Origin of the sequence: Micromonospora sp. AKA38 (assembly GCF_027925725.1) — a bacterium.
Lineage (GTDB): Bacteria > Actinomycetota > Actinomycetes > Mycobacteriales > Micromonosporaceae > Micromonospora.
On the sequence record NZ_BNEI01000003.1, the window covers coordinates 21,377 to 45,790 of the forward strand.

At 72.5% G+C, this 24,414-nt stretch carries 22 protein-coding genes; 8 read left to right on the forward strand and 14 right to left on the reverse strand.

The features are described 5' to 3' along the window. The first annotated feature begins 94 nt into the window (after window positions 1-94). The 6 genes from tkt to pgl all read left to right on the forward strand — a co-directional run bounded on the left by tkt (window position 95) and on the right by pgl (window position 8,512). Window positions 95-2,233, forward strand: a complete 2,139-nt coding sequence (tkt, locus tag TPA0908_RS08495) for a transketolase (protein WP_281936341.1) — start codon at window positions 95-97, stop codon at window positions 2,231-2,233. A gap of 16 nt (window positions 2,234-2,249) precedes the next feature. Beyond that, window positions 2,250-3,431 (forward strand): transaldolase, encoded by a 1,182-nt coding sequence (tal, locus tag TPA0908_RS08500; RefSeq protein WP_281936342.1) that lies wholly within the window; start codon window positions 2,250-2,252, stop codon window positions 3,429-3,431. A 77-nt stretch (window positions 3,432-3,508) separates the two neighbouring features. After that, the gene (locus tag TPA0908_RS08505) at window positions 3,509-5,080 is read left to right on the forward strand and encodes a glucose-6-phosphate isomerase (RefSeq protein WP_281936344.1); all 1,572 of its coding nucleotides are present in this window, start codon (window positions 3,509-3,511) and stop codon (window positions 5,078-5,080) included. A 50-nt stretch (window positions 5,081-5,130) separates the two neighbouring features. Further along, window positions 5,131-6,645, forward strand: a complete 1,515-nt coding sequence (gene zwf, locus TPA0908_RS08510) for a glucose-6-phosphate dehydrogenase (RefSeq protein ID WP_281936346.1) — start codon at window positions 5,131-5,133, stop codon at window positions 6,643-6,645. 31 nt (window positions 6,646-6,676) lie between these two features. Continuing rightward, a complete protein-coding gene (locus TPA0908_RS08515; RefSeq protein ID WP_281936348.1) occupies window positions 6,677-7,693 on the forward strand; it encodes a glucose-6-phosphate dehydrogenase assembly protein OpcA in 1,017 nt (338 codons plus the stop codon). Window positions 7,694-7,741: 48 nt separating this feature from the next. Next, on the forward strand, window positions 7,742-8,512 hold the full coding sequence (pgl, locus tag TPA0908_RS08520) for a 6-phosphogluconolactonase (protein WP_281936350.1): 771 nt from the start codon (window positions 7,742-7,744) through the stop codon (window positions 8,510-8,512). A gap of 65 nt (window positions 8,513-8,577) precedes the next feature. Here pgl and TPA0908_RS08525 read toward each other — a convergent pair whose 3' ends face one another. The 11 genes from TPA0908_RS08525 to TPA0908_RS08575 form a co-directional block, all read right to left on the reverse strand. Then, window positions 8,578-8,922: an RNA polymerase-binding protein RbpA gene (locus TPA0908_RS08525; protein ID WP_281936352.1), complete on the reverse strand. Its 345-nt coding sequence runs from the start codon at window positions 8,920-8,922 to the stop codon at window positions 8,578-8,580. 128 nt (window positions 8,923-9,050) lie between these two features. Next, on the reverse strand, window positions 9,051-9,311 hold the full coding sequence (gene secG, locus TPA0908_RS08530; RefSeq protein ID WP_091420428.1) for a preprotein translocase subunit SecG: 261 nt from the start codon (window positions 9,309-9,311) through the stop codon (window positions 9,051-9,053). A gap of 95 nt (window positions 9,312-9,406) precedes the next feature. Beyond that, on the reverse strand, window positions 9,407-10,198 hold the full coding sequence (gene tpiA / locus TPA0908_RS08535) for a triose-phosphate isomerase (protein ID WP_281936356.1): 792 nt from the start codon (window positions 10,196-10,198) through the stop codon (window positions 9,407-9,409). Next, complete coding sequence (locus TPA0908_RS08540) at window positions 10,199-11,398, reverse strand: phosphoglycerate kinase (protein WP_281936358.1); 1,200 nt, start codon at window positions 11,396-11,398, stop codon at window positions 10,199-10,201. After that, on the reverse strand, window positions 11,395-12,399 hold the full coding sequence (gap, locus tag TPA0908_RS08545; protein ID WP_107162499.1) for a type I glyceraldehyde-3-phosphate dehydrogenase: 1,005 nt from the start codon (window positions 12,397-12,399) through the stop codon (window positions 11,395-11,397). The genes TPA0908_RS08540 and gap overlap by 4 nt, the downstream gene beginning before the upstream one ends. Before the next feature lie 267 nt (window positions 12,400-12,666). After that, entirely contained in the window at window positions 12,667-13,647 is a 981-nt protein-coding gene (gene whiA, locus TPA0908_RS08550; RefSeq protein ID WP_018788213.1) for a DNA-binding protein WhiA, read from the reverse strand. 55 nt (window positions 13,648-13,702) lie between these two features. After that, window positions 13,703-14,701, reverse strand: a complete 999-nt coding sequence (locus TPA0908_RS08555; protein WP_281936361.1) for a gluconeogenesis factor YvcK family protein — start codon at window positions 14,699-14,701, stop codon at window positions 13,703-13,705. Next, window positions 14,698-15,612, reverse strand: coding sequence for an RNase adapter RapZ (gene rapZ, locus TPA0908_RS08560; protein WP_281936363.1), 915 nt, complete (start codon window positions 15,610-15,612; stop codon window positions 14,698-14,700). The genes TPA0908_RS08555 and rapZ overlap by 4 nt, the downstream gene beginning before the upstream one ends. Window positions 15,613-15,778: 166 nt before the next feature. After that, window positions 15,779-16,678, reverse strand: a complete 900-nt coding sequence (locus tag TPA0908_RS08565; RefSeq protein WP_281936365.1) for a hypothetical protein — start codon at window positions 16,676-16,678, stop codon at window positions 15,779-15,781. 65 nt (window positions 16,679-16,743) lie between these two features. Next, a complete protein-coding gene (locus TPA0908_RS08570; RefSeq protein ID WP_281936367.1) occupies window positions 16,744-16,938 on the reverse strand; it encodes a DUF397 domain-containing protein in 195 nt (64 codons plus the stop codon). A 23-nt stretch (window positions 16,939-16,961) separates the two neighbouring features. After that, window positions 16,962-17,816 (reverse strand): helix-turn-helix domain-containing protein, encoded by an 855-nt coding sequence (locus TPA0908_RS08575; protein ID WP_281936369.1) that lies wholly within the window; start codon window positions 17,814-17,816, stop codon window positions 16,962-16,964. 135 nt (window positions 17,817-17,951) lie between these two features. Between TPA0908_RS08575 and TPA0908_RS08580 the strand changes: the two genes are divergently transcribed. Then, the gene (locus TPA0908_RS08580; RefSeq protein ID WP_281936371.1) at window positions 17,952-18,473 is read left to right on the forward strand and encodes a hypothetical protein; all 522 of its coding nucleotides are present in this window, start codon (window positions 17,952-17,954) and stop codon (window positions 18,471-18,473) included. A 62-nt stretch (window positions 18,474-18,535) separates the two neighbouring features. After that, window positions 18,536-20,377 (forward strand): DNA helicase RecQ, encoded by a 1,842-nt coding sequence (recQ, locus tag TPA0908_RS08585; RefSeq protein WP_281936372.1) that lies wholly within the window; start codon window positions 18,536-18,538, stop codon window positions 20,375-20,377. A 45-nt stretch (window positions 20,378-20,422) separates the two neighbouring features. On the opposite strand, the gene TPA0908_RS08590 is transcribed toward recQ, so the two are convergent. The 3 genes from TPA0908_RS08590 to TPA0908_RS08600 form a co-directional block, all read right to left on the reverse strand. Next, window positions 20,423-21,067: a C39 family peptidase gene (locus TPA0908_RS08590; protein WP_281936375.1), complete on the reverse strand. Its 645-nt coding sequence runs from the start codon at window positions 21,065-21,067 to the stop codon at window positions 20,423-20,425. Window positions 21,068-21,773: 706 nt separating this feature from the next. After that, entirely contained in the window at window positions 21,774-23,711 is a 1,938-nt protein-coding gene (gene uvrC, locus TPA0908_RS08595) for an excinuclease ABC subunit UvrC (RefSeq protein WP_281936377.1), read from the reverse strand. 75 nt (window positions 23,712-23,786) lie between these two features. Then, on the reverse strand, window positions 23,787-24,272 hold the full coding sequence (locus tag TPA0908_RS08600) for a Rieske (2Fe-2S) protein (protein WP_281936379.1): 486 nt from the start codon (window positions 24,270-24,272) through the stop codon (window positions 23,787-23,789). Between the last annotated feature and the right edge of the window lie 142 nt (window positions 24,273-24,414).

The following is a 24,414-nucleotide window of genomic DNA, read 5'->3' on the forward strand; positions in this document are numbered from 1 at the left end:
GAAGACCATGCCGAGATCCCCGGGCGGACGTTTAGCGCCGCTCGATAGGGTCATCAGTGAGGGTTCCGCCCATCTGCCGAGGAGCACAACCATCGTGGCTGCGAAACGACCCGAGCTTCCCGCTCTCAACTGGTCCGACCTCGACCGCAGGGCCGTCGACACGGTCCGCGTGCTGGCCATGGACGCCGTGGAGAAATCCGGCAACGGCCACCCGGGCACGGCGATGAGCCTCGCCCCGGCGGCGTACCTGCTCTTCAACCGCGTCATGCGGCACAACCCGGCCGACCCGAACTGGCCCGGTCGGGACCGGTTCGTGCTGTCCGCCGGGCACTCCAGCCTGACGCTCTACATCCAGCTCTTCCTCTCCGGCTACCCGCTGGCCCTGGACGACCTCAAGGCGCTGCGCCAGTGGGGCTCGCTCACCCCCGGTCACCCGGAGCACGGGCACACCCCGGGCGTGGAGACCACCACCGGGCCGCTGGGCCAGGGGCTCGGCAACGCGGTGGGCTTCGCCATGGCCGCGCGCCGCGAGCGGGGCCTGTTCGACCCCGAGCCGGACCGCGCCGACTCGCCGTTCCGGCACGACATCTGGTGCATCGCCTCCGACGGCGACATCGAGGAGGGCATCACCCACGAGGTGAGCGCGCTCGCCGGCCACCAGCAGCTCGGCAACCTCTGCGTGATCTACGACGACAACGAGATCTCGATCGAGGACGACACCCGGATCGCCAAGAGCGAGGACGTGGCGGCCCGCTACGAGGCGTACGGCTGGCACGTGCAGACCGTCGACTGGCGCACCGGCGACGCCGACCAGGGCGACTACCACGAGGACGTGGAAGCGCTCTACCAGGCGCTGCTGGCCGCCAAGGCGGAGACCGGCAGGCCCTCGTTCATCGCGCTGCGCACCATCATCGGCTGGCCCGCGCCGAACAAGCAGAACACCGGCAAGATCCACGGCTCGGCGCTCGGCGCGGACGAGGTCAAGGCCACCAAGGAGATCCTCGGCTTCGACCCGCAGCAGACCTTCCAGGTCGACGAGGAGGTGCTCAAGCACGCCCGCCAGGTGCTGGAGCGCGGCGCCGAGGCGCAGGCCGAGTGGGACACCCGGTTCGACGCCTGGGCGCAGGCGAACCCGGAGCGCAAGGCGCTGTGGGAGCGGATGGCCACCCGTACGCTGCCGACCGGCTGGACCGACGCGCTGCCGACCTTCCCGGCGGACGCCAAGGGCGTCGCCACCCGGGCCGCCTCCGGCAAGGTCCTGGAGGCGCTCGCCCCGGTGCTGCCGGAGCTGTGGGGCGGCTCGGCCGACCTGGCCGAGAGCAACAACACCACCATGAAGGGCGAGCCGTCGTTCGTCCCGGCCGGGCACGCCACCAAGGACTTCCCGGGCGACGAGTACGGCCGCACGCTGCACTTCGGCATCCGTGAGCACGGCATGGGCGCGATCCTCAACGGCATCGCGCTGCACGGCGGCACCCGCCCCTACGGCGGCACGTTCCTGGTGTTCAGCGACTACATGCGCCCGTCGGTGCGGCTCGCCGCGCTGATGAAGCTGCCGGTGACCTATGTCTGGACGCACGACTCGATCGGCCTCGGCGAGGACGGCCCGACCCACCAGCCGATCGAGCACCTGACCGCGCTGCGGGCCATCCCCGGCCTGGACGTGGTCCGCCCGGCCGACGCCAACGAGACGGTCTGGGCCTGGCGGCAGGCGCTGGAGCACACCGACCGGCCGACCGCGCTGGCGCTCAGCCGGCAGGCCCTGCCGACGATCGACCGCACCGAGTTCGGCTCCGCCGAGGGCACCGCCAAGGGCGGCTACGTGCTGGCCGAGGCGTCCAACGGCAAGCCGCAGGTGATCATCGTCGGCACCGGCTCCGAGGTGCAGCTCTGCCTCACCGCCCGGGAGCGGCTGGAGGCCGACGGCACCCCCACCCGGGTCGTCTCGATGCCCTGCCAGGAGTGGTTCTACGAGCAGGACGAGTCGTACCGGGAGTCGGTGCTGCCTCGCGGGGTAAAGGCACGGGTGAGCGTGGAGGCGGGCGTCGCGATGTCGTGGCGTGGCGTCGTCGGCGACAGCGGCGAGAGCGTGAGCATCGAGCACTACGGTGCGAGCGCCCCGCACACCGTGCTGTTCGAGCAGTTCGGCTTCACCCCCGACCGGATCGTGGCCGCCGCGCACGCGGCGCTGGCCCGGGTGGGCGACGTCACCGGTTTCACGACCGGCAGTTGAGGGGAGCGGGAACGGTATGACAACTGACAGGCTGAACGAACTCACCGCCGCGGGCGTGGCGGTATGGCTCGACGATCTTTCCCGGGTACGGCTGAGCTCCGGCGGGCTGGACAAGCTGCGCCGGGAGAGCCACGTGGCCGGGGTGACCACCAACCCGACGATCTTCGCCAAGGCGCTGAGCGACGCCGACGAGTACGACTGGCAGCTCCGTGACCTGGCCGCCCGCGGCCTGGAGGTCGAGGAGGCGGTCCGCATGCTCACCACGTACGACGTGCGGTGGGCCTGCGACGTGATGCGCCCGTCGTACGACGGCAGCGCCGGGGTGGACGGCCGGGTCTCGATCGAGGTCGACCCGCGCCTGGCGCACGAGACCGAGCGGACGGTCGCCGAGGCCAAGGCGCTGTGGTGGCTGGTCGACCGGCCGAACCTCTTCATCAAGATCCCGGCGACCGAGGAGGGCCTGCCGGCGATCACCGCGACGCTGGCCGAGGGGATCAGCGTGAACGTCACGCTGATCTTCGGTCTGGACCGCTACTCGGCGGTCATGGACGCGTTCCTGGCCGGCCTGGAGCAGGCGCAGGCCAACGGGCACGACCTGTCGAAGATCGGCTCGGTCGCCTCGTTCTTCGTCTCCCGGGTCGACAGCGAGGTCGACAAGCGGCTGGAGAAGATCGGCTCCGACCAGGCCAAGTCGCTGCGCGGCAAGGCCGCGGTGGCGAACGCCCGGCTGGCGTACGAGCGGTACGGCGAGGTGTTCTCCTCCGCGCGTTGGCAGAAGCTGGCCGACGCGGGCGCCCACCCGCAGCGCCCGCTGTGGGCCTCCACCTCGACGAAGAACCCGGACTACCGGGACGTCATCTACGTCGAGGAGCTGATCGCCCCCGGCACGGTCAACACCATGCCGGAACCGGTCATCCATGCCTACGCCGACCACGGCGAGACCCGGGCGGACACCATCACCGGCGCGTACGACGACGCACGGCAGGTCTTCGCCGGCCTGGAGTCCGTGGGCGTGGACCTGGCCGACGTGATCGCCACGCTGGAGCGGGAGGGCGTGGAGAAGTTCGAGGCGAGCTGGCTGGAGCTGCTGGAGGGCGTCAAGAAGTCCCTCGCCGAGGCGGCCAAGGGCACCGGTAACCCGCACCGGGCCGCCGAGGGCAACGCGCGCAACGCCCAGCAGGCCGGCGGTAACGCGTGACCGACGGCGTCCGACGCGTCCCGGGGTCCGGCCCCGGGACGCGTCCCGCCGTGCCGTGGAACGGGTGAGGTGATCACGTGGACGACCTGCTCGCCGGGCCGGCGGACGCCGCCGCCGGCCTGGCCGTGCACGGCGCGGACGCGGTGGACCGCTCCGCCCGCGCCGCGCTGGTCGCCCGCGACGTCCCCGCGCGGCTGGCCGCCCAGGACCCGACCCTCTGGGGCCCCGGGGCCGAGGCGGCGGCCCGCACCCGGCTGGGCTGGCTGGACACCCACTGCCGCAGCCGGGAGCTGCTCCCCCAGCTCGCCGAACTGACCGCCGAGCTGGGCGACCTGGACCACGTGGTGCTCGCCGGCCCCGGCGGCGTCACGTCGGCCGCCGGAGTGATCGCCGACTGCCTGGGCCGGCCGCTGACCGTGCTCGACACGGCCGATCCGGGGCCGGTCCGGGCGGCGCTGGCCGACCGGCCGGCGCGTACCGTGCTGGTGCTCGCCGGCCGGGACCTGGACCGGACCACCGACGCCCACCTGCGGGCGTTCCGGCAGTCCTGGCACGACGCCGGGCCGGAGGCGGCCCGGCACCTGGTGGTGGTCACCCCGCCCGGGTCGGCGCTGGAGGCGCTCGCCGACGAGCTGGGCGCGGTGCTGATCCCGGCCGACCCGCAGGTGGGTGGGCCCTGGTCCGCGCTCGCCGCGTTCGGCCTGGTCCCGGCCGCCCTCGCCGGCGCGCCGGTGACCGAGTTGCTGGACGAGGCGGCGGCGCTGGCCGGCGCGCTCGACCGGGAGCGGGACAATCCCGGTCTCGCGCTCGGCGCGGCGCTGGCCGGGGCGGCGGAGCACGGTCGGTCCACCGTCGCGCTGGTGCCCGACGGCACCGGCCTCGACGGGTTGCGCCACTGGGCCGGCGCGCTGCTCGCCGGCGCGACCGGCGGGCGGTTGCTGCCGGTCCCGGCGGAGTCCCCGGACGCGCCCGGCGTCGAGGGCCCGGGCGTGCTGACGATCGGCCTGGGCGGCGCGCTCGGCGCGGGCGTGGGGCCCGGGGTGGCCGCCGACGTGGCGGTCAACGGGCCGCTCGGCGCCCAGTTCCTCACCTGGGAGTACGCTGCCGCGACCGCCGCGGTGGCGCTGCGGGTCGACCCGTTCGCGGAGCCGGTGGGCACCGCCGAGGACGACGTGCCCGCGCCGGCGGACGGACCGCCGTCGTCGGTCGACGGCGCGGTCGAGGTGTACGCCCCGGCCGGCGCCCCCACCGACCTGGCCGGCGCGCTGCGGTGGCTGACCGACGGGCTGGCCCCCGACGAGCACCTCGCGGTGACCGCGTACCTCGACCGGCGGGTCGACGCGGCGGTGGCCGGGCTGCGCCCGCTGCTGGCCCGCGTCACCGGGCGGCCGGTGACGTTCGGGTGGGGCCCCCGCCATCCGGGCCACCCCGACGGGCGCGCCCGGCACCTCCAGATCACCGGTGCGGTCACCGATGATCTGGAGGTGCCGGGTCGCCCGTACACCTTCGCGGAACTCCAGGCGGCCCAGGCCGCCGGCGACCGGCGGGCCCTGACCGGCCGGGAGCGACCGGTGCTGCGACTACACCTGACCGAGCGGGCGGCCGGCGTCGCCCAGCTGCTGGATACGGCCGGACGGACACGTACGTGACGATCAATGACCTGGAATCAGTGGACCGAGATGCAGGAGGAGGTGGCCCGGTGAACCCGCTGCGCGACCCCCAGGACCGGCGGCTGCCGCGAATCCCCGAGCCGTGCGCCCTGGTGATCTTCGGGGTCACCGGGGACCTGGCCCGCAAGAAGTTGTTGCCGGCGGTCTACGACCTGGCCAACCGGGGGCTCCTGCCGCCCGGTTTCGTGGTGCTGGGCTTCGCCCGGCGCGACTGGGGCGACGGCGACTTCGAGTCGCTGGCCCACGACGCGGCCAAGAAGCACGCCCGCACCCCGTGGCGCGAGGAGGTCTGGGCCCGGCTGGTCGGCAACATCAAGTTCGTCGGCGGCTCGTTCGACGACGACGCCGCGTTCGACCATCTCGCCACCACGCTCGACGAGCTGCGCGACACGCACGGCATCCACGGCAACGCCGCGTTCTACTTCTCCATCCCCCCGGCCGCCTTCCCGGTGGTGCTCAAGCAGCTCGCCCGCACCGGCATGGCCGACAACGAGAAGTCCGGCGGCTGGCGGCGGGTGGTGGTGGAGAAGCCGTTCGGCAACGACCTGCCCTCGGCCAAGGCGCTCAACGACCTGGTCGACGACGTCTTCACCCGGCAGGACGTCTTCCGGATCGACCACTACCTGGGCAAGGAGACGGTCCAGAACATCCTGGCGCTGCGGTTCGCCAACAACCTGTTCGAGCCGCTGTGGAACTCCAAGTACGTCGACTCGGTGCAGATCACCATGGCCGAGGACGTCGGCATCGGCACCCGGGCCGCGTTCTACGACTCGGTCGGCACCGCCCGCGACGTGCTCCAGAACCACCTGCTCCAACTGCTCGCCCTGGTCGCCATGGAGGAGCCGACCAGCTTCGACGCCGACGAGATCCGGGCCGAGAAGCTGAAGGTGCTCAAGGCCATCGCCGTGCCCCGGGACGTCGCCCGGGACACCGTGCGAGGGCAGTACCTGCCCGGCTGGGTGGGCGGCGAGCGCGCCAAGGGCTACCTGGAGGAGGAGGACGTCCCGGAGGACTCCACCACCGAGACGTACGTGGCGGTGAAGCTGGCCATCCAGAACCGGCGCTGGGCCGGCGTGCCGTTCTACATCCGCGCCGGCAAGCGGCTGCCCCGGCGGGTCACCGAGGTGGCCATCATGTTCAAGAAGGCGCCGCACCTGCCGTTCAACCCGGCCGACATGGAGTCCCTCGGCGCCAACCAGCTCGTCATCCGGGTGCAGCCGGACGAGGGCGTGGTGCTGAAGTTCGGCTCCAAGGTGCCGGGCACCACCATGGAGGTCCGCGACATCGCGATGGACTTCCAGTACGGCGAGGCGTTCACCGAGTCCAGCCCCGAGGCGTACGAGCGGCTGGTGCTGGACGTGCTCATCGGCGACCGGACGCTGTTCCCGGACGCCGCCGAGGTGGAGCAGAGCTGGCAGGTGGTGGACCCGCTGGAGCACGCCTGGGAGGGCACCACGCCGGAGCCGTACCGGGCCGGCGAGTGGGGTCCCCGGGCCGCCGACGAGATGCTGGCCGACGAGGGCCGGGCATGGCGGAGAGCGTGAGCGGGCAGAGCGAGCGAACCAGGAGGCTCCGATGATCGGGCTGTGGGACACCACCGGCAACGAGGTGGTCAAGGCGCTGGCCGCCGAGCGGCGCAGCGCGGGCGGGGTGGCCAGCGGCATGGCGCTCACGCTCATCGTCGTGGTGGACGAGAAGCGGGTCCGGGAGGCCGAGGCGGCGGCCACCATCGCCGCCGCCGCGCACCCCTGCCGGCTGCTCGTGGTGGTCCGCTCCGACATCGAGCGGGACCGCAACCGGCTGGACGCGGAGATCGTGGTGGGCGGCCGGCTCGGCCCCTGCGAGGCGGTGGTGACCCGGATGTACGGCCGGCTCGCGCTGCACGCCGAGTCCGTGGTGATGCCGCTGCTGGTGCCGGACGTGCCGGTGGTGACCTGGTGGCACGGCGAGCCGCCGGAGGAGATCGCCACCGACTTCCTCGGCGTGGTGGCCGACCGGCGGATCACCGACTCGGCGCAGGCCGCCGACCCGATCGCCGCGCTGCGGCAGCGGGCCTGCGACTACGCGCCGGGCGACACCGACCTGGCCTGGACCCGGATCACCCCGTGGCGCACGCTTGTCGCCGGCGCGTTCGACACCACCCAGGCCCGGGTCACCGAGGCGACGGTGGTGGCGCCGCGCACCGACCCGACCGCGGCGCTGATGCGGGGTTGGCTGACCGCACGCCTCGGCATCGAGCCGGCCTGGGAGCACATCGACGGGTTCCCGCGCATGCGTGAGGTCCAGCTGCGCTGCGCCAACGGCGACGAGCTGACGCTCACCCGGGACGACAGCGTGGCCCGGTTCCGGCGTACCGGGCAGGAGGACCGGACGCTGCCGCTGGTCCGTCGGCCGCTCGGCGACGAGCTGGCCGAGGAGTTGCGCCGGCTCGACGCCGACCAGGTGTACGCCGAGGCGCTCGGCGCGACGGCCGGGCTGACCGGGCTGGAGCAGCAGGCGGCCCAGCGGGTGCACGTGTGGAAGGATCCGGCGACCGCCCAGCGGGCCGAGGCGGGCGTGACCGCGCACGCGGGCGCGACCGCGAACGAGTGACCGCCCGGACCGGGCGACCGGACACACAGAGACACGAGGGCACGACGGATGACTGAGGCGAGTGTCGCCGTACACGCCGACCCCGACCTGCTGGCGCAGGCGGTGGCGGCCCGGCTGGTGGTGAAGCTGCTCGACGCGCAGGCCGAGCGCGGTCAGGCGTCGGTGGTGCTGACCGGCGGGCGGATCGCCGCGGCGGTGTACCGGGCGGTCGGCCAGCTCCCCGCGCGGGACGCCGTGGACTGGTCGCGGGTCGACGTCTGGTGGGGTGACGAGCGGTTCCTGCCGGCCGGCGACCCGGAACGCAACGAGACCCAGGCCCGGGCGGCGCTGCTGGACGCGGTGCCGCTGGACCCGGCCCGGGTGCACCCGATGCCGGCGTCGGACGGGCCGGCCGGCGACGACCCGGAGGCCGCCGCCGCCGGGTACGCGCGTGAGCTGGCCGCCGCCGCCCGGCCGGGGCACGCCACGCTCCCCCACTTCGACGTGCTGATGCTCGGCGTCGGTGAGGACGGGCATGTGGCGTCCGTGTTCCCGGAGCACCCGGTGCACCACGACAGCCGCCCGGTCAGCGCGGTACGCGGCAGCCCGAAGCCGCCGCCGGTGCGGACCACGCTGACGTTGCCGACGATCAACACGGCCGAGGAGGTGTGGCTGATCGCCGCCGGGACGGACAAGGCCCGGGCGGTGGGCATGGCGTTGGCCGGGGCCGGGTCGGTGCAACTGCCGGCGGCCGGCGTGCACGGCGTCTCCCGTACCCTCTGGCTGCTCGACCGCGCCGCCGCGACCAACGTCCCACCCCGCGCCCGCAGCCTCCGCTGAGGTGTAAGGAGGGGCCCCTTCTTAACGTTTCCGGTAGAGAAGGGGCCCCTTCTTGACGCCTCGGGTCAGGCGCGGCCTCGGCGGTGGCGCAGGGCGGCCAGGGCCTCGGCCAGCAGCGCCTCGCCCTCCTCGGGGGTACGCCGCTCCTGCACGTACGCCAGGTGGGTCTTGTACGGCTCGGCGCGGGTGCGGCCCGGCGGGTTGCCCGGGTCGGGACCGGCGGGCTCGCCGCAGCGGGGGCAGTCCCACGACGCCGGCGTCTCCGCCTCGGCGGCGATCAGGAACTCGACCCGGTGCTCGTGGCGGCACCAGTAGACGACCGGCCGACGCGGCGCCGGCTCGGCCCGCTGGTCGAAACGCTCAGGGGCGGACCCGATCCGGGTGCCGCGGATGACGTTGTTGCTGGGCACGTTGCGCGCTCCCTGTCGTCGGAGGGGCCGCCGCCGGAAGGGGTCGGCGGCGGGCGACGGGCGGCGGAACAAAACTGCGCGCGGTCCGTGACGGACCGCGCGCAGATTGTACGCGTAGACGCGCTCGCTCAGGTGCCGCTGGCCATCTGGAGGCGCAGCCAGAGGCCGAGCCCGACGATGCACGCGAACCAGACGATCCCCACCAGAACGGTGTAGCGGTCGAGGTTCTTCTCGGCCACGGAGGAACCGGCCAGGCTGGAGCTGACGCCGCCGCCGAACATGCTCGACAAGCCGCCGCCCTTACCGCGGTGCAGGAGGATCAGCAGGGTGAGCAGCACGCTGGTGATGACCAGCAATGTGATCATCGTGTAGGCGAACCAGATCGGCATGGCGGGGGTCAGTCCTCTCGTTGCGATCACTGCCCGGACCTGTCGGGCACTGCGGCACCGACCGGTGGACGGGCAGCGTCAAGGATAGCGAGCGATCAGCGGGCCGTGTGCTCCGGGAACCGACAGATCCGCGCGAACTCCTCCGCGTCGAGGCTGGCGCCCCCGACCAAGGCCCCGTCCACGTCCGGCTGGGCCATGATCGCGGCGACGTTCGACGACTTGACCGACCCGCCGTAGAGGATCCGGACCTGCTGGGCGGTGGACTCGTCGTAGGTCTCCACGAGCCGCTTGCGCACCTCGCCGCAGACCTCCTGCGCGTCCTCCGGCGTCGCCGTCTTGCCGGTGCCGATCGCCCAGACCGGCTCGTACGCGACGACGACCTGGGTGACCTGCTCGGCGGTGAGGCCCTTCAGCGCGCCGTCGAGCTGGTCGCAGCAGTGCGGCACCTGCCGGAGCTGCTCCCGCACCTCCAAGCCCTCACCGATGCAGAGGATCGGCGTGAGCCCGTTCGCCAGCGCCGCCGCCACCTTCGCGTTGACAAGCGCGTCGTCCTCGCCGTGGTACTGCCGCCGCTCGGAGTGGCCGACCACCACGTACCCGCAGCCCAGCTTCGACAGCATCGGCCCGGCGATGTCACCGGTGTACGCCCCGGACGGGAACGGCGACAGGTCCTGCGCGCCGTAGCCGATCAGCAGCTTGTCGCCGTCCACCGCGGTCTGCACCGTGCGCAGGTCGGTGAAGGGCGGCAGCACCACGCACTCGACGTCGGTGAGCTGCTTCTCGGTCAGGCTCGCGGCCAGCTTCTGCACCAGCAGGTTCGCCTCGAGGTGGTTGAGGTTCATCTTCCAGTTGCCGGCCATCAGCGGCCGGCGGGTGGTGCTCGCCATTCAGTTCTCCAGAGCCGCGATGCCGGGGAGGGTCTTGCCCTCCAGGTATTCCAGGGAGGCGCCGCCACCGGTGGAGATGTGCCCGAACGAGGACTCGTCCAGACCCAGGGCGCGCACCGCCGCGGCGGAGTCACCGCCGCCCACCACGCTGAACGCGTCCGTCTTGGTGATCGCCTCGGCCACCCCGCGGGTGCCGTTGGCGAACGCCGCCATCTCGAACACGCCCATCGGACCGTTCCAGAAGATCGTCTTCGCCTGGGACAGCGCGGCGGCGAAGCCGGCCACCGTCTCCGGGCCGATGTCCAGCCCCAGCCGGTGGCTGGGGATGCCGTCGGCCGGCACGGTGTCGTGCGCGGCGTCCGGGGCGAAGGCGTCCGCGGCCACCACGTCGACCGGGAGCATGATCTTGCCGGCGGAGCGCTCCAGGAGGTTCCGGCAGGTCTCCACCATCTCCTCCTCCAGCAGCGACGTGCCCACCTCGTGGCCCTGGGCCTTGAGGAACGTGAAGCACATCCCGCCGCCGATGAGCAGCCGGTCGACGGTGGGCAGCAGCGCCTCGATCACGGCCAGCTTGTCGGAGACCTTCGAGCCGCCCAGCACCACCACGTACGGCCGCTCGGGCGCCCCGGTCAGCTTGCTGAGCACCTCCACCTCGCGCAGCACCAGGCGGCCGGCCACGTGCGGCAACCGGGCCGGCACGTCGTGCACGCTGGCGTGCTTGCGGTGCACCGCGCCGAACGCGTCGTCGACGTACGCGTCACCGAGCGCCGCGAGCTGGTCGGCGAACGCGCCCCGCTCGGCCTCGTCCTTGCTGGTCTCGCCCTTGTTGAACCGCAGGTTCTCCAGCAGCGCGACCTGACCGTCGGCCAGGTCGGCCACGGTCGACTGTGCCGAGTCGCCGACGGTGTCCTCGGCGAAGTGCACCGGGGCGCCGAGCAGCTCACCGAGCCGCCCGGCGACCGGGCGGAGGCTGAACTGCGGGTCCGGCGCGCCCTTCGGACGGCCCAGGTGCGAGCAGACGACCACCTTCGCACCGGCCTGTACCAACGCGCTCAGCGTCGGCAGCACGGCGCGGATGCGCCCGTCGTCCGTGATGTCACCGGTCTGCTTGTCGAGCGGGACGTTCAGGTCGGCGCGCACCAGCACGCGCCGACCTGACACCCCCTCGGCGAGCAGGTCGTCGAGGTTACGAATCGTCACAGCGAGGAACCCACCAGCTTGACCAGGTCGACGAGGCGGTTGGAGTAACCCCACTCGTTGTCGTACCAGCCGACGACCTTGACCTGGTTGCCGATCACCTTGGTCAGCGGCGCGTCGAAGATGCACGACGCCGGGTCGGTGACGATGTCGGCGGAGACGATCGGGTCCTCGTTGTAGACCAGGACGCCCTTGAGCGGGCCCTCCGCAGCGGCCTTGATCGCGGCGTTGACCTCGTCCACGGTGGTCTCCCGGCCGACCTCGACGGTCAGGTCGGTGGCCGAACCGGTCGGGATCGGCACCCGCAGCGCGTAACCGTCGAGCTTGCCCTTCAGCTCCGGCAGCACCAGGCCGATGGCCTTCGCGGCGCCGGTCGAGGTCGGCACGATGTTGAGCGCGGCGGCCCGGGCCCGGCGCAGGTCCTTGTGCGGCGCGTCCTGCAGGTTCTGGTCCTGCGTGTACGCGTGGATGGTGGTCATCAGGCCCTTGGTGATGCCGAACGTGTCCTGGAGGACCTTCGCCATCGGGGCGAGGCAGTTGGTGGTGCAGGACGCGTTCGAGATGATGTTGTGCTTGGCCGGGTCGTACTGGTCCTGGTTGACGCCCATGACCACGGTGACGTCCTCGTTCTTCGCCGGCGCGGAGATGATGACCTTCTTGGCCCCGCCGTCGATGTGCGCCTTCGCCTTGGTGGCGTCGGTGAAGAACCCGGTGGACTCGATGACGACGTCGACGCCGACCTCGCTCCACGGCAGCTTGCCGGGGTCCTTCTCCTCGAACACCTTGATGGCCTTGCCGCCCACGGTGATCTCGTCGGCGCTGGCCTTCACCTCGTGCGGGAGGCGACCCAGGATGCTGTCGTACTTGACAAGGTGGGCGAGCGTCGCGTTGTCGGTCAGGTCGTTGACCGCGACGATTTCGATGTCGGCGCCGGACGCCAGCACCGCCCGGAAGAAGTTACGGCCGATTCGGCCGAAGCCGTTGATGCCAACCCGGATGGTCACAGGTCCCATCTCCTCGCGTTCTGGTCCGCCGGCGTCAGACCACAGCCGGCGGAGGTGTGTGCGCCGACCGTTGGAGCCGGCCGTTGACGATGTCATCTCGGCCACCCCGCCGCGGTCCGTTCCAGACCTGACCGCCCGAGGCGGTGAGTGCGGCGAGGAGTGCCTGTGCCGGCCCCCTTGCCGTACGCAGCGACCCTATCCGAGCGCGTGGCGGCGCGCTGCGGCGGGTGGTGATCCCGGTCGCGTGACGTCGCCCCCTCCGTCCTATCAGACCACGAGCATGTCCGGCGTGACGGCCGCTTCCGTATCCGGGATGCCGAGGTCACGGGCCCGCTTGTCGGCGAGCGCGAGCAGCCGGCGGATCCGGCCGGCGATGGCGTCCTTGGTCAGTGGCGGCTCGGCGAGCGCGCCCAGCTCCTCCAGCGACGCCTGGCGGTGCTCCAGCCGCAGCCGGCCGGCCGAGGTCAGGTGGTTGGGCGCGTCGTCGGCGAGGATCTCCAGCGCCCGGGTCACCCGGGCGGCGGCGGCCACCGCGGCGCGTGCCGAGCGGCGCAGGTTCGCGTCGTCGAAGTTGGCCAGCCGGTTGGCGGTGGCGCGCACCTCGCGGCGGACCCGGCGTTCCTCCCAGGCCAGCACGCTGGAGTGCGCGCCGATGCGGGTGAGCAGCGCGGCGATCGCGTCGCCGTCCTTCACCACCACCCGGTCCACGCCACGCACCTCGCGGTTCTTGGCGGTGATGCCGATCCGGCGGGCGGCGCCGACCAGCGCGAGCGCCGACTCCGGGCCGGGGCAGGTGATCTCCAACGCGCTGGAGCGGCCCGGCTCGGTCAGCGAGCCGTGCGCCATGAACGCGCCGCGCCAGGCGGAGACCGCGCAGCAGACGTTGGCGGCCACCACGTGCGGCGGCAGGCCCCGCACCGGGCGACCCCGCACGTCCAGCAGGCCGGTCTGCCGCGCGAGGGCCTCGCCGTCCTTGACCACCCGCACGATGAAGTGGCTGCCCTTGCGCAGGCCGCCCGAGGCGAGCACGTGGATCTCACTCGGGTAGCCGTAGACCTCGGCGATCTCCCGCCGCAGCCGGCGGGCCACCGCGCCGGTGTCCAGCTCCGCCTCCACCACCACGCGCCCCGACACGATGTGCAGGCCGCCGGCGAAGCGCAGCAGGGCAGCCATCTCCGCCCGCCGGCAGCAGGGCTTGGGCACGTCGACCCGACTCAGCTCGTCCTTGACCGCAGCCGTCATCGCCATTCCAGCGCCCCCTCACGGACCGGTTCCGGCGTGTCGCCGGTGATTACGTACGTGTCTAACGATCGGCGCCCAGGACCGGCACCAGTGCGGCGCCCAGGGCGGCCGGATCATGACGGGGCGTGCCGTCGACGACGGCGACGGGGGCGAGGACCAGCCGGGCACCAAGCGATTCTGCCGCACGTTCGACCGCCGCGGGATCACCCACCGCCGTCGAGTCGGCGAGCACCATGTCCACCTTCAGCTCGGGCAGATAGCGCCGCAGGGTGTCCAGATGGTCGGGCAGGGAGAGCCCGGAGGTCTCCTTCTCGGCCACCAGGTTCAGCGTCACCAGCCGCCGCGCCGGGCTGGACACGATCGCGTCGGCCAGGCCGGGCACCAGCAGGTGCGGCAGCACGCTGGTGTACCAGCTCCCCGGTCCGAAGATCAACCAGTCGGCGGCGCGTACCGCGGTCACCGCCTCGGCGCACGCGGCCGGCGCGGCCGGAGTGAGCCGCAGCGACTCCACCATGCCGGTCGTGACCGCGACCTGGTGCTGGCCGCGCACCGTGCGTACCTCGTCGGGGTGCACCGGGTCGACGCCGCGGACCCGGGCCTCGATGCCCACCGGCTGGCGGGACATCGGCAGCACCCGGCCGACCGCGCCGAGCATCGCCCCGGCGTGGTCAAGCGCGGCCACCGGATCGCCGAGCAGCTCGGTCAGCCCGTGCAGCAGCAGGTTGCCGACCGCGTGGCCGGCGAGCGGGTCACCCACCGCGGCGGGCGGCGCGCCGAGCGCCGGCGCGGGCGTGGCGGCGGCGAAGCGGTGCTGGAACAGCGCCGCGCTGCGCCGGGTCGCGGGATGGTCACCGGAGAGCGCGACGAGCGCCTGCCGCAGGTCACCCGGGGGCAGGCCGCCGCGCTCGGCGCGCAGCCGGCCGCTGGAGCCGCCGTCGTCGCCGACCGTGACCACCGCGGTGATGTCCAGGTCCAGTCCGGGTACGCAGTGCCGCAGCGCCCGCAGCGACGCGGACAATCCGTGCCCGCCGCCGAACGCGACCACCCTGGTCGGGGTCATTCCCGCCCCAGGTCCCGGTGCTGCGCGTTGGCGGCGATGCCGGACGCGCGCAGCCGCACGGCCAGCTCCTCGGCGATCGCCACGCTGCGGTGCTTGCCGCCGGTGCAGCCCACGGCCACGGTCAGGTAGCGCTTGCCCTCCCGCTCGAAGCCGGCCGTGGTGGCGTTGACCAGGTCGGCGTAGCCGGCGACGAACGCGTCCGCGCCCTCCTGCCCCAGCACGTACGCGCTGACGGCCTCCTCCCGGCCGGTGTGCTCACGCAGCTCCGGCACCCAGTACGGGTTGGGCAGGAAGCGGGCGTCCATCACGAAGTCGGCGTCCGGCGGGAGGCCGTACTTGAAGCCGAACGAGAGCACGGTGATCCGCAGCCGGCGGGCGTCCTCGCCGCCGAACAGCTCCTCGACCCGGCGGCGGAGCTGGTTGACGTTCAGGTGGCTGGTGTCGATGATCACGTCGGCCTGGTCACGGGCCTCCTCCAGCAGCGCCCGCTCCACCGCGATGCCGTCGGCCAGCCGTCCGTCGCCCTGCAACGGGTGCGAGCGGCGCACGCTCTCGAACCGGCGGATCAGCACCTCGTCGTCGGCGTCGACGAAGACCACCCGGGGGGAGAAGCCACGCTCGCGCAGCTCCCGGATCGCGCCGGCCAGGTCCGTGGAGAACGCGCGCGACCGCACGTCCAGCACCATCGCCGTACGCCGGGCCGCGCCGCCGGCCTTGAACGCCAGCTCGGCCATGTCCAGCAGCAGCGCCTGGGGCAGGTTGTCGACCACGTAGTAGCCGACGTTCTCCAGCGCCCGCGCCACCGTGCTGCGCCCACCGCCGGAGAGGCCGGTCACCACCACCAGGGACGTCTCCGCCTCGGTCGGCGCCGGCCGCCCCACCGCTGTCTCCGCCGTCCGCGCCTCGCTCACCCGATGTACCCCCAAGCCGTGGCGCCGCGGCCGGTCGGCCGCGCATGGTCAGTCGACGACTCTAACGGCTGCGACCCCGGGCGGGATTCCACGGGGTGACCCCCGGAACACCTGCTCGTCCGTCTCCCCGCGCTCCGTCTCCCCCGCTGGGGACCGGGTCGGAGGGTCAGTGGCGACGGATGAGCGCCTTGACCCGTTGACGGCCGAGCGCGGCGAGGTAGTCCCATGGCTCGTCGAGACAGGAGTCGACCTCGGCCGCCGCGATGATCTCGGCAAGCCGGGCCGCCAACTCGTCGGGATCCGGCTGCACCTGCTCGCAGAGGCGGACGTGGACCGCCCGTAGCGCGCCGCCGATCTCGGCCGGTTCCTCCTCGTACGTCTCCCAGGCGTCGTACAGGTAGCCGGAGAGGCCGTCCCAGGCGCGGGCGGCCCGCTCGACCAGCAGCAACGCCTCCTCCGTCGGTGGCCGCTGGGCGAGCACCTCGATCTCCTCGACGATCGCCCGGCCGGCCTTCTCCACGTCGTGCAGATCCCATTGCTGGCCGCTGGTCGCCTCACCGGCCAGGTCGTCGATCGTGCGACGGACCTGGGCCAACTCGCCGGCGGTGAGCGCCTCCAGTTGGCCGGCCTGCGCCCGCAGCCCGCTCTCCAGGACCCGATCCGTGGCCGCCCACTCGGCGACCAGCAACGCCAGCCGCCGCACCGGGATGCTCCGCGCGAGTGCGGCCAGTTCAGCGACCCGGGGATCGACGGCCACGGCTGACGGCGGGGTGGCCGCCGAGGCCCAGGACAACCCGCTCTCCAGGGCAAGGAGGGTCAGGGCGACCGCGTGGGCGCACAGCCGCGCGCCGGGCGAACACTCGCACTCGGCGGTGAAGCCGTCCGCCGTCACGCCCACCCAGACCTCGATCGGCGGCTTCCCGACCTCCCGGATCACGCCGGACGCTCCCCCGCCGACCGGCACGAACTCTGCCGGCTGACCGGCGGCTCGCCACTCGTCAGCCGTGGCACAGGCCACCGACCCGGCCACGTCCCGCAGGGCGTCGATGTCGATTTTCACCGCCATCCGGTCATCCAACCGGACAGGGGCGATGCCGCCGGCATCGGGGCAGCGAGCCGAGCCGCGATCGATCAGCCGCGCCGCAGGCCGACGACGAACGACGACCAGGCTCCCCGGTCGAAGAACAGCACCGGGCCGTCCGGGTCCTTGGAGTCCCGCACCACCGACACACCGGAGAGGTCTGCCACCTCGACGCAGTTCGAATCGTTCGCACCGCTCCGGCTGCTCCTACGCCACACAGCCTGTGCCAGATCCGAACGGTCCATCGGTTGCGCTCCAACGGTTGGAGTCAGTCCGGCACCTCGGCGGCAACCCGGGTGAGGAGGTCCGCAGACCGGTCAGGGTCGAGCGCCTTGGCCCGAAGGTGGTCGAACATGAGTCTATAGCGCGCCACCTGTCGGCTCTCCTCCAGCAACAGCGTGCTGGTGTCGTTGCTGAGGTAGACGACCGCCGGGTCGAGCACCGGATCGTCGTAACTCAGAAGGGTGAAGGCTCCGCCCATCGCCGCGTGCGCTCCGGCGGTGAACGGCAGGACCTGGATCTCCACCGTTGGCATCTCACACGCCTCGACCAGGCGCGCGAGCTGAGCCCGCATCACCATCGGGCCCCCGACCATCCGCCGGAGCACCGCCTCGTCCAACACAACCCACAACGAGGGCGGCAGGTCCCGGAACAGCAGAGACTTGCGAGCAAGCCTCGCCGCCACCACCCGGTCGGTCTCGTCCTGGTCGGCGGTGCTGCGGCCGGCCCGGACGATGGCGCGGACGTACTCCTCGGTCTGCAACAGGCCGGGCACGTACAGGCTCTCGAACGCGCTGATCGACGTGGCCTCCGCCTCGAAGCCGACGTAGTCGTCCGGCAGCACGTCGCCGTAGGCGCTCCACCAGCCCTTCTGCCGGGACTGGCGAAGCAGCGCGGTCAGCGACTCTCGCTCGGACTCGGACGCCTCGTAGAGGTCGAGCAGCGGTGGCATGTCCTTCGGCATCACCCGGGAGTGCCCCTGCTCCATCCGGATGACCTTGGTGCGGTGCCAGCCGAGGATCTTGGCCACCTCCTCGGCGGTGCGCCCGGCGCGATCCCGCAGGCGACGCAACTCCCGTCGCAGCCGACGGGCTCTGATCGTCGGGCTCGGCACCTGTGCCATCACCACCCCTTCCACCGTGAGTAGTCGATTCTTCTCCCCTCGCAGTCAAGAATGCAAGAGAAGTGCGACGTTGTGTTTTTTGGTGGCATGGCCCACGCTCTTAGCAATCACACGCCTACGGAGAGGTAGAACTCGGTGACTGACGATCGACCGCTGCGGCGGGACCGGCCCGAGCCCGACTTCCACCAGGAGCTGGCCGCCATGCTCGACGGTGCCGACGTGTCCGAGCGGGTCCGCGCCGCCATCGCCCACGCGCTGTCGAAGGCCGATCCGCTCTCCCCGTACCTCAATGGTCTGCTCGCGTGGGCGACCGGGCGCGAGCGGCGGTCGGGCCGCAACGGGGCACCCGCCGGCGCCTACCGGATGCCGCGCCGCTGGACGCTGCACCTGACCTACCTGGCGGCCGACGCGCAGGAGGCCCGCGACCAGGCCGTCGTCTACACCGAAGGGCTGACCATCCTGCGGCCGGAGGTGCCCGCGACCGGCGCGCTGCTGTCCCGGGCCGACGCCTGGAACCACATCGAGCCGGTCTTCTGCGGCCGGGTCGGCCCCGACGACGAGGTCTGCGCGGACGTCACCGGGCACCCCGGTTTCCACCGCGCGGCCGGCCTCGACGGGCTCCGGTGGGGCGACGGGGACACCGAAGGCGGGCGGTGACGGCCCCGCCACGCCCCTCCGGTGGTGCGGGCCGTGTCGGCGGGCGCTCGTAGACTGCGCGGATGGTCTCCCCCACCGAGCAACGGGTCGAGGGCGCGCTGGACGTGTTGCGCCGGGTCTTCGGTTACGACGCGTTCCGCGGTGTCCAACAGGACATCATCGAGCACGTGGTGGCCGGCGGCGACGCGCTGGTGCTGATGCCCACCGGGGGCGGCAAGTCGCTCTGCTACCAGATCCCCGCGCTGGTCCGCGACGGCGTGGCGGTGGTCGTCTCGCCACTGATCGCGCTCATGCAGGACCAGGTCGACGCGCTCACCGCGGTCGGCGTGCGGGCCGGGTTCCTCAACTCGACCCAGGACGCGGCACAGCGCCGCCGGGTCGAGGCGGCCTACCTCGCCGGCGAGCTGGACCTGCTCTATCTCGCCCCGGAGGGGCTGGCCGTGCGCTCCACGCTCGGCCTGCTGGAACGCGGCAGGATCGCGCTGTTCGCGATCGACGAGGCGCACTGCGTCTCCCAGTGGGGGCACGACTTCCGCCCCGACTACCTCAACCTGTCGATGCTGCACGAACGCTGGCCGCAGGTGCCGCGCATCGCGCTGACCGCCACCGCGACGCGGGCCACCCGCACCGAGATCGCCACCCGGCTCCAACTCACCGACGCCCGGCACTTCGTGGCCAGTTTCGACCGGCCCAACATCCAGTACCGCATCGTGCCGAAGCGGGAACCGCGCCGGCAGTTGCTGAGCCTGCTGCGCGACGAGCACCCGGGTGACGCCGGCATCGTCTACTGCCTGTCCCGCGCCTCGGTGGAGAAGACCGCCGAGTTCCTGGTCGCCAACGGCGTCCCGGCGCTGCCCTACCACGCCGGCCTGGACGCGGCGACCCGCGCCGCCAACCAGCAGCGCTTCCTGCGCGAGGACGGGCTGGTCATGGTGGCCACCATCGCGTTCGGCATGGGCATCGACAAGCCCGACGTACGCTTCGTCGCCCACCTCGACCTGCCCAAGTCGGTGGAGGGCTACTACCAGGAGACCGGTCGTGCCGGCCGTGACGGGCTGCCGTCCACGGCCTGGCTGGCGTACGGGCTCCAGGACGTGGTGCAGCAGCGCAAGATGATCGAGACGTCGGAGGGCGACCTGGCGCACCGGCGCAATCTCGCCGCCCACCTCGACGCGATGCTGGCGCTCTGCGAGACGGTCCGCTGCCGCCGGGCCCAACTGCTCGAATACTTCGGTGAGACCGGGGCGTCGAACTGCGGCAACTGCGACACCTGCCTGGACCCGCCGGAGTCCTGGGACGGCACGGTCGCCGCGCAGAAGCTGCTCTCCACCGTCTACCGGCTCGACCGGGAGCGCAACCAGCGGTTCGGCGCCGGGCACAGCATCGACATCCTGCTCGGCAAGCACACCGACAAGATCGACCAGCACGGGCACGACGCGCTGAGCACGTTCGGCATCGGCACCGAGCTACGCGACACCGAGTGGCGCGGCGTGGTCCGGCAACTGCTCGCCGAGGGTCTGCTCGCGGTCGAGGGCGACTACGGCACGCTGGCGTTGACCGAGGCCAGCGCGGACGTGCTCGGCCGGCGGCGTACGGTCACCCTGCGCAAGGAGCCGGAGCGGCCGCTGTCCGGCCGGGCCGCGAAGCCACGGGGTGCGGCCACCGTCGTCGCCGACCTCTCCCCCGCCGCCGCACCGGTCTTCGAGCGGCTCCGCGCGTGGCGGGCCGCCACCGCCAAGGAGCAGGGCGTCCCCGCGTACGTGGTCTTCCACGACGCCACGCTGCGTCAGATCGCCGCCGAGCCACCGACCTCGCTGGCCGAGCTGTCCCGGTTCAACGGCGTGGGCGAGAACAAGCTCGCCAAGTACGGCGAGGCCATCCTCGCCGTACTCGCGGAGGGGTGACAAAAGGGCCGACCCCACTGTCGGGGCCGGCCCTTCGGGTGTTGCTCAGCTGGTGCTGTAGCCGCGGGTGGCGATCCAGTCGGCGAGGTTGTCGACGCTGATGCGGTAGGAGGCGGTGTTCGGGTTGGCGCTGTCGGCGATGGTGACGGTGGTGCCGTTGTTCTGGTAGCCGACGACGCTGATGTAGTGGCCGCCTTCGAAGGAGTGGGTGGTGCCGTCGGTGTCGGTGGCGGTGCCGGCGATGTTGGCGACCACGGCGCGGCCGTCGTCGACGGTGCGGACGATGTCGGCGCGCAGCTTGTCGGTCTGCTTGTCGTCGGCCTTGCGGTCCTTGATCTCGACGGAGCGGTAGGGCTTGCCGGTCTCCTTGTTCAGGACCGGGGTGATGTCGTTGATGCTGTTGGTGCCGTTCTCGGTGGTGCCCATCTCCTTGGCCATCGCGTGCACGTCGATGTTCTTGCCGAGCACGCTGATGGCGTTGCGGGCGGCGGCGGGGCCGCAGTAGTAGAAGTTCGGCTGCGCCTCGTAGCGCACGTCCAACTCCCGCTCGCCGCTCTTACGGTCGGCCACCACGGTGGCCTTGTCGGCGTGGGCGGCGTGGGCGGCGATCGCGGGGCCGGCGATCCCACCGGCGGTCGCGGCGATACCGGCAGCGGTCAGCACAGTCTTACGCAGCACAGTGGTAGCCATGATGATGCCTCCCAGGGGGGTGGGGGATACGCGGGCGCGGGGGACGCCTGCGTGCGGGGGAAGTGTGCGGTGGGCCCGGCGGCCGATCAGGTGGCCTGCTCAGGGGCCCGGCGCGACCGGGGCCACACGGGGTGGCCGGGTCGGCGGCTCGGGGGATGTAACGACGGCCGGTGGCCGGTCATTCCGACCGGGGCTGCCAGCTGCCCGGGGGCCGGGCTCCACGCGGTCTGCCAGGTATAACACCCCGCCCCCGGCCCCGATTCCCCCGAGCCGGTGACCCCGACCACCCCACACCGACCCAAACCCGACACCCCCACCCAGACGGCCCCCCTGGGTGAGCCTGCCCGAACCGAGCGCCGGGAGATCTTGGTACCGAACGGCCCCTCCGGGGGCCGAAACGCTCCAAGATCTCCACCGTTCCCGCCATTCAGAACAATCATCCCATAAAGCGAGAATCTCCCGAATGAAGCATCCACACCCCACCGGGTTACCCCGTCGATCATGAAGTTGGCAGGCCGACATGCCGACAGCACGGCAGCCAACTTCATGATCACCGGAGGACCGGGTTGCCGAGCCGGGCACAGGTGGGGCCGGCCCGGACACGGGCAGGCCGGGCGGGGTGCGGCCGTGATCAAGGGGTTGGTGTGCCAGCCGCTCGCCGCGGTGACGTCAACCCCTTGATCAACAGGCTGTGGGAGGGCGGCGGTCAGGACGGGGCGGTGGCGGGGTCGCTGTCGAGGGCGGCGAGGATCGCCTCGGCGGTACGTCGGCCGACGCCGGGCACCTCGGTGATCTCCTCGACCGTGGCCCCGGACAGCCGCTTCAGCGAACCGAAGTGCCGCAGCAGCGCCTTGCGACGGACCTCGCCCAGGCCGGGGACGTTGTCGAGCGCCGACTCGGTCATCCGCTTGGAACGCCGCTGGCGGTGGAACGTGATGGCGAAGCGGTGGGCCTCGTCGCGGACCCGTTGCAGCAGGTAGAGCGCCTCCGAGGTGCGCGGCAGGATCACCGGGAACTCGTCGTCGGGCAGCCAGACCTCCTCCAGCCGCTTGGCCAGCCCGCACAACGCCACGTCGTCGATGCCCAGCTCGGCGAGAGCCTTCGCGGCGGCGGCCACCTGCGGCGGGCCGCCGTCGACCACCACGAGCTGCGGCGGGTACGCGAACCGGCGCGGTCGCCCGGTGGTCGGGTCGATGCCGGGGCGGTCGGGGTCGGCGGCGGTCTCCTCGCCCAGTTCCCCGGTCTCGGCGCGGGCGTCGAGGTAGCGGGCGAAGCGCCGGCGCAGCACCTCGGACATGGCGGACAGGTCGTCGGTGGCGCCGCGCACGATGAATCGGCGGTACTCGTTCTTGCGGGGCAGCCCGTCCTCGAACACCACCATGCTGGCGACCACGTCGGTGCCCTGGATCTGGGAGACGTCGAAACACTCGATGCGCAACGGCGACGTCCGCATGTCGAGCGCTTCGGCGATCTCGTCGAGGGCCTGACCGCGGGTGGTCAGGTCACCGGCGCGCTTGAGCTTGTGCCGGGTCAACGCGTCCTTCGCGTTGCGCTCGACGGTCTCCAGCAACGACCGCTTGTCGCCGCGCTGGGGCACCCGCAGCGAGACCCGGCTCCCCCGGCGGGTGGAGAGCCAGTCGGCGAGCGCGTCGGCGTCACCGGGCAGCTCGGGGACGAGCAGCTCCCGTGGGACGTCGGCCTCGCCCTGCTCGCCGCCGTAGACCTGGGTGCAGAAGTGGTGCACGAGGTCGCCGGTGGTCAGCTCCTCGGTCTTCTCCACCACCCAGCCGCGCTGGCCGCGCACCCGGCCGTCGCGGACGTGGAAGACCTGCACCGCGGCTTCGAGGGGGTCGTCGGCGAACGCCACCACGTCGGCGTCGGTGCCGTCGCCGAGCACCACTGTCTGCTTCTCCATGGCCCGGCGCAGCGCGGCCACGTCGTCGCGCAACCGGGCGGCGCGCTCGAACTCCAACTGCTCGCTGGCGTCGAGCATCTCCTTCTCCAGCCGGCGGACCATGGTGTCGGTCCGGCCGGCCATGAAGTCGCAGAAGCCGGTGACGATCTCCCGGTGCCGTTCGGCGGTGACGGTGCCGACGCACGGCGCCGAGCACTTGCCGATGTAACCCAGCAGGCAGGGCCGGCCGACCTGGCCGGCCCGCTTGAACACCCCGGATGAGCAGGTGCGGGCCGGGAAGACCCGGAGCAGCAGGTCGAGCGTCTCGCGGATGGCCCAGGCGTGCGAGTACGGCCCGAAGTAGCGCACCCCCTTGCGCTTCGCGCCGCGCATCACCTGGAGGCGCGGGTATTCCTCGTCGAGCGTGACCGCGAGGTAGGGGTAGGACTTGTCGTCGCGGTAGCGGACGTTGAACCTCGGGTCGTACTGCTTGATCCAGGTGTATTCCTGCTGGAGCGCCTCCACCTCGGTGGCGACGGTGATCCAGTCGACCGACTCGGCGGTGAAGACCATCTGCCGGGTGCGCTGGTGCAGGTTGACCGGATCGGCGAAGTAGGAGTTGAGCCGGCTGCGCAGGTTGCGCGCCTTGCCCACGTAGATCACCCGGCCGGTGCCGTCGCGGAACCGGTAGACCCCTGGTGACTCCGGGATGGTGCCGGTCGCGGGACGGTAGGTCGAGGGGTCAGCCACGCGCCAAGCGTAGTCCGCACCCCCGACACCCCACCGTCGCCGCGCCCCGCCCGGCCGGCGGGGCGCGACGCCCGGTCAGGCCAGCGTGATCTGGTCGCCGCTGACCTTGATCTCCTTGGCCGCGAGCGGCTTCGTGGCCGGGCCCGCCTTCACCGACCCGTCGCTGATCGAGAACCGGCTGTTGTGGCAGGTGCAGTTGATGGTGCCGCCGTCGACGTTCGACACCGGGCAGCCCTGGTGCGTACAGATCGGGTCGAAGCCCTTGAACTGGCCCGCCTCGGGCTGGGTGATCACCACGCCCTTGCTGGCGTACACCGCGCCGCCGCCGACCGGGATGTCGGTGGTGCGGGCCAGCGGACCGCTGCTGTCCCGGTTGCCGCCGCCGGCGTCGCCGGTGGCGCTGGCGCCGGGCGGTCCGCCGCTGGTCGGGGCCGCTCCCGGGGTGGCGTCGTCGTCGCCGCAGCCCGCCAGCACCACGGCCGCGCCGACCGCGCCGGCGCCCGCGAGCAGGGCCCGACGGCTCTGGGTGACCGGTCCGGTCGGCACCTGGTCGTCAGTCATCTCCGGCCTCTCTCTCGGCTGTCGCCACCGGTTCATGATCCGTGGCCACACTGCGGTACACGCACCAGGGTGGCGCGCGGTTCATACCGGCGCGTCACGAACCGCGTATCCCGCGACCGGACCAGCCGTGGCGGCCCGTCCG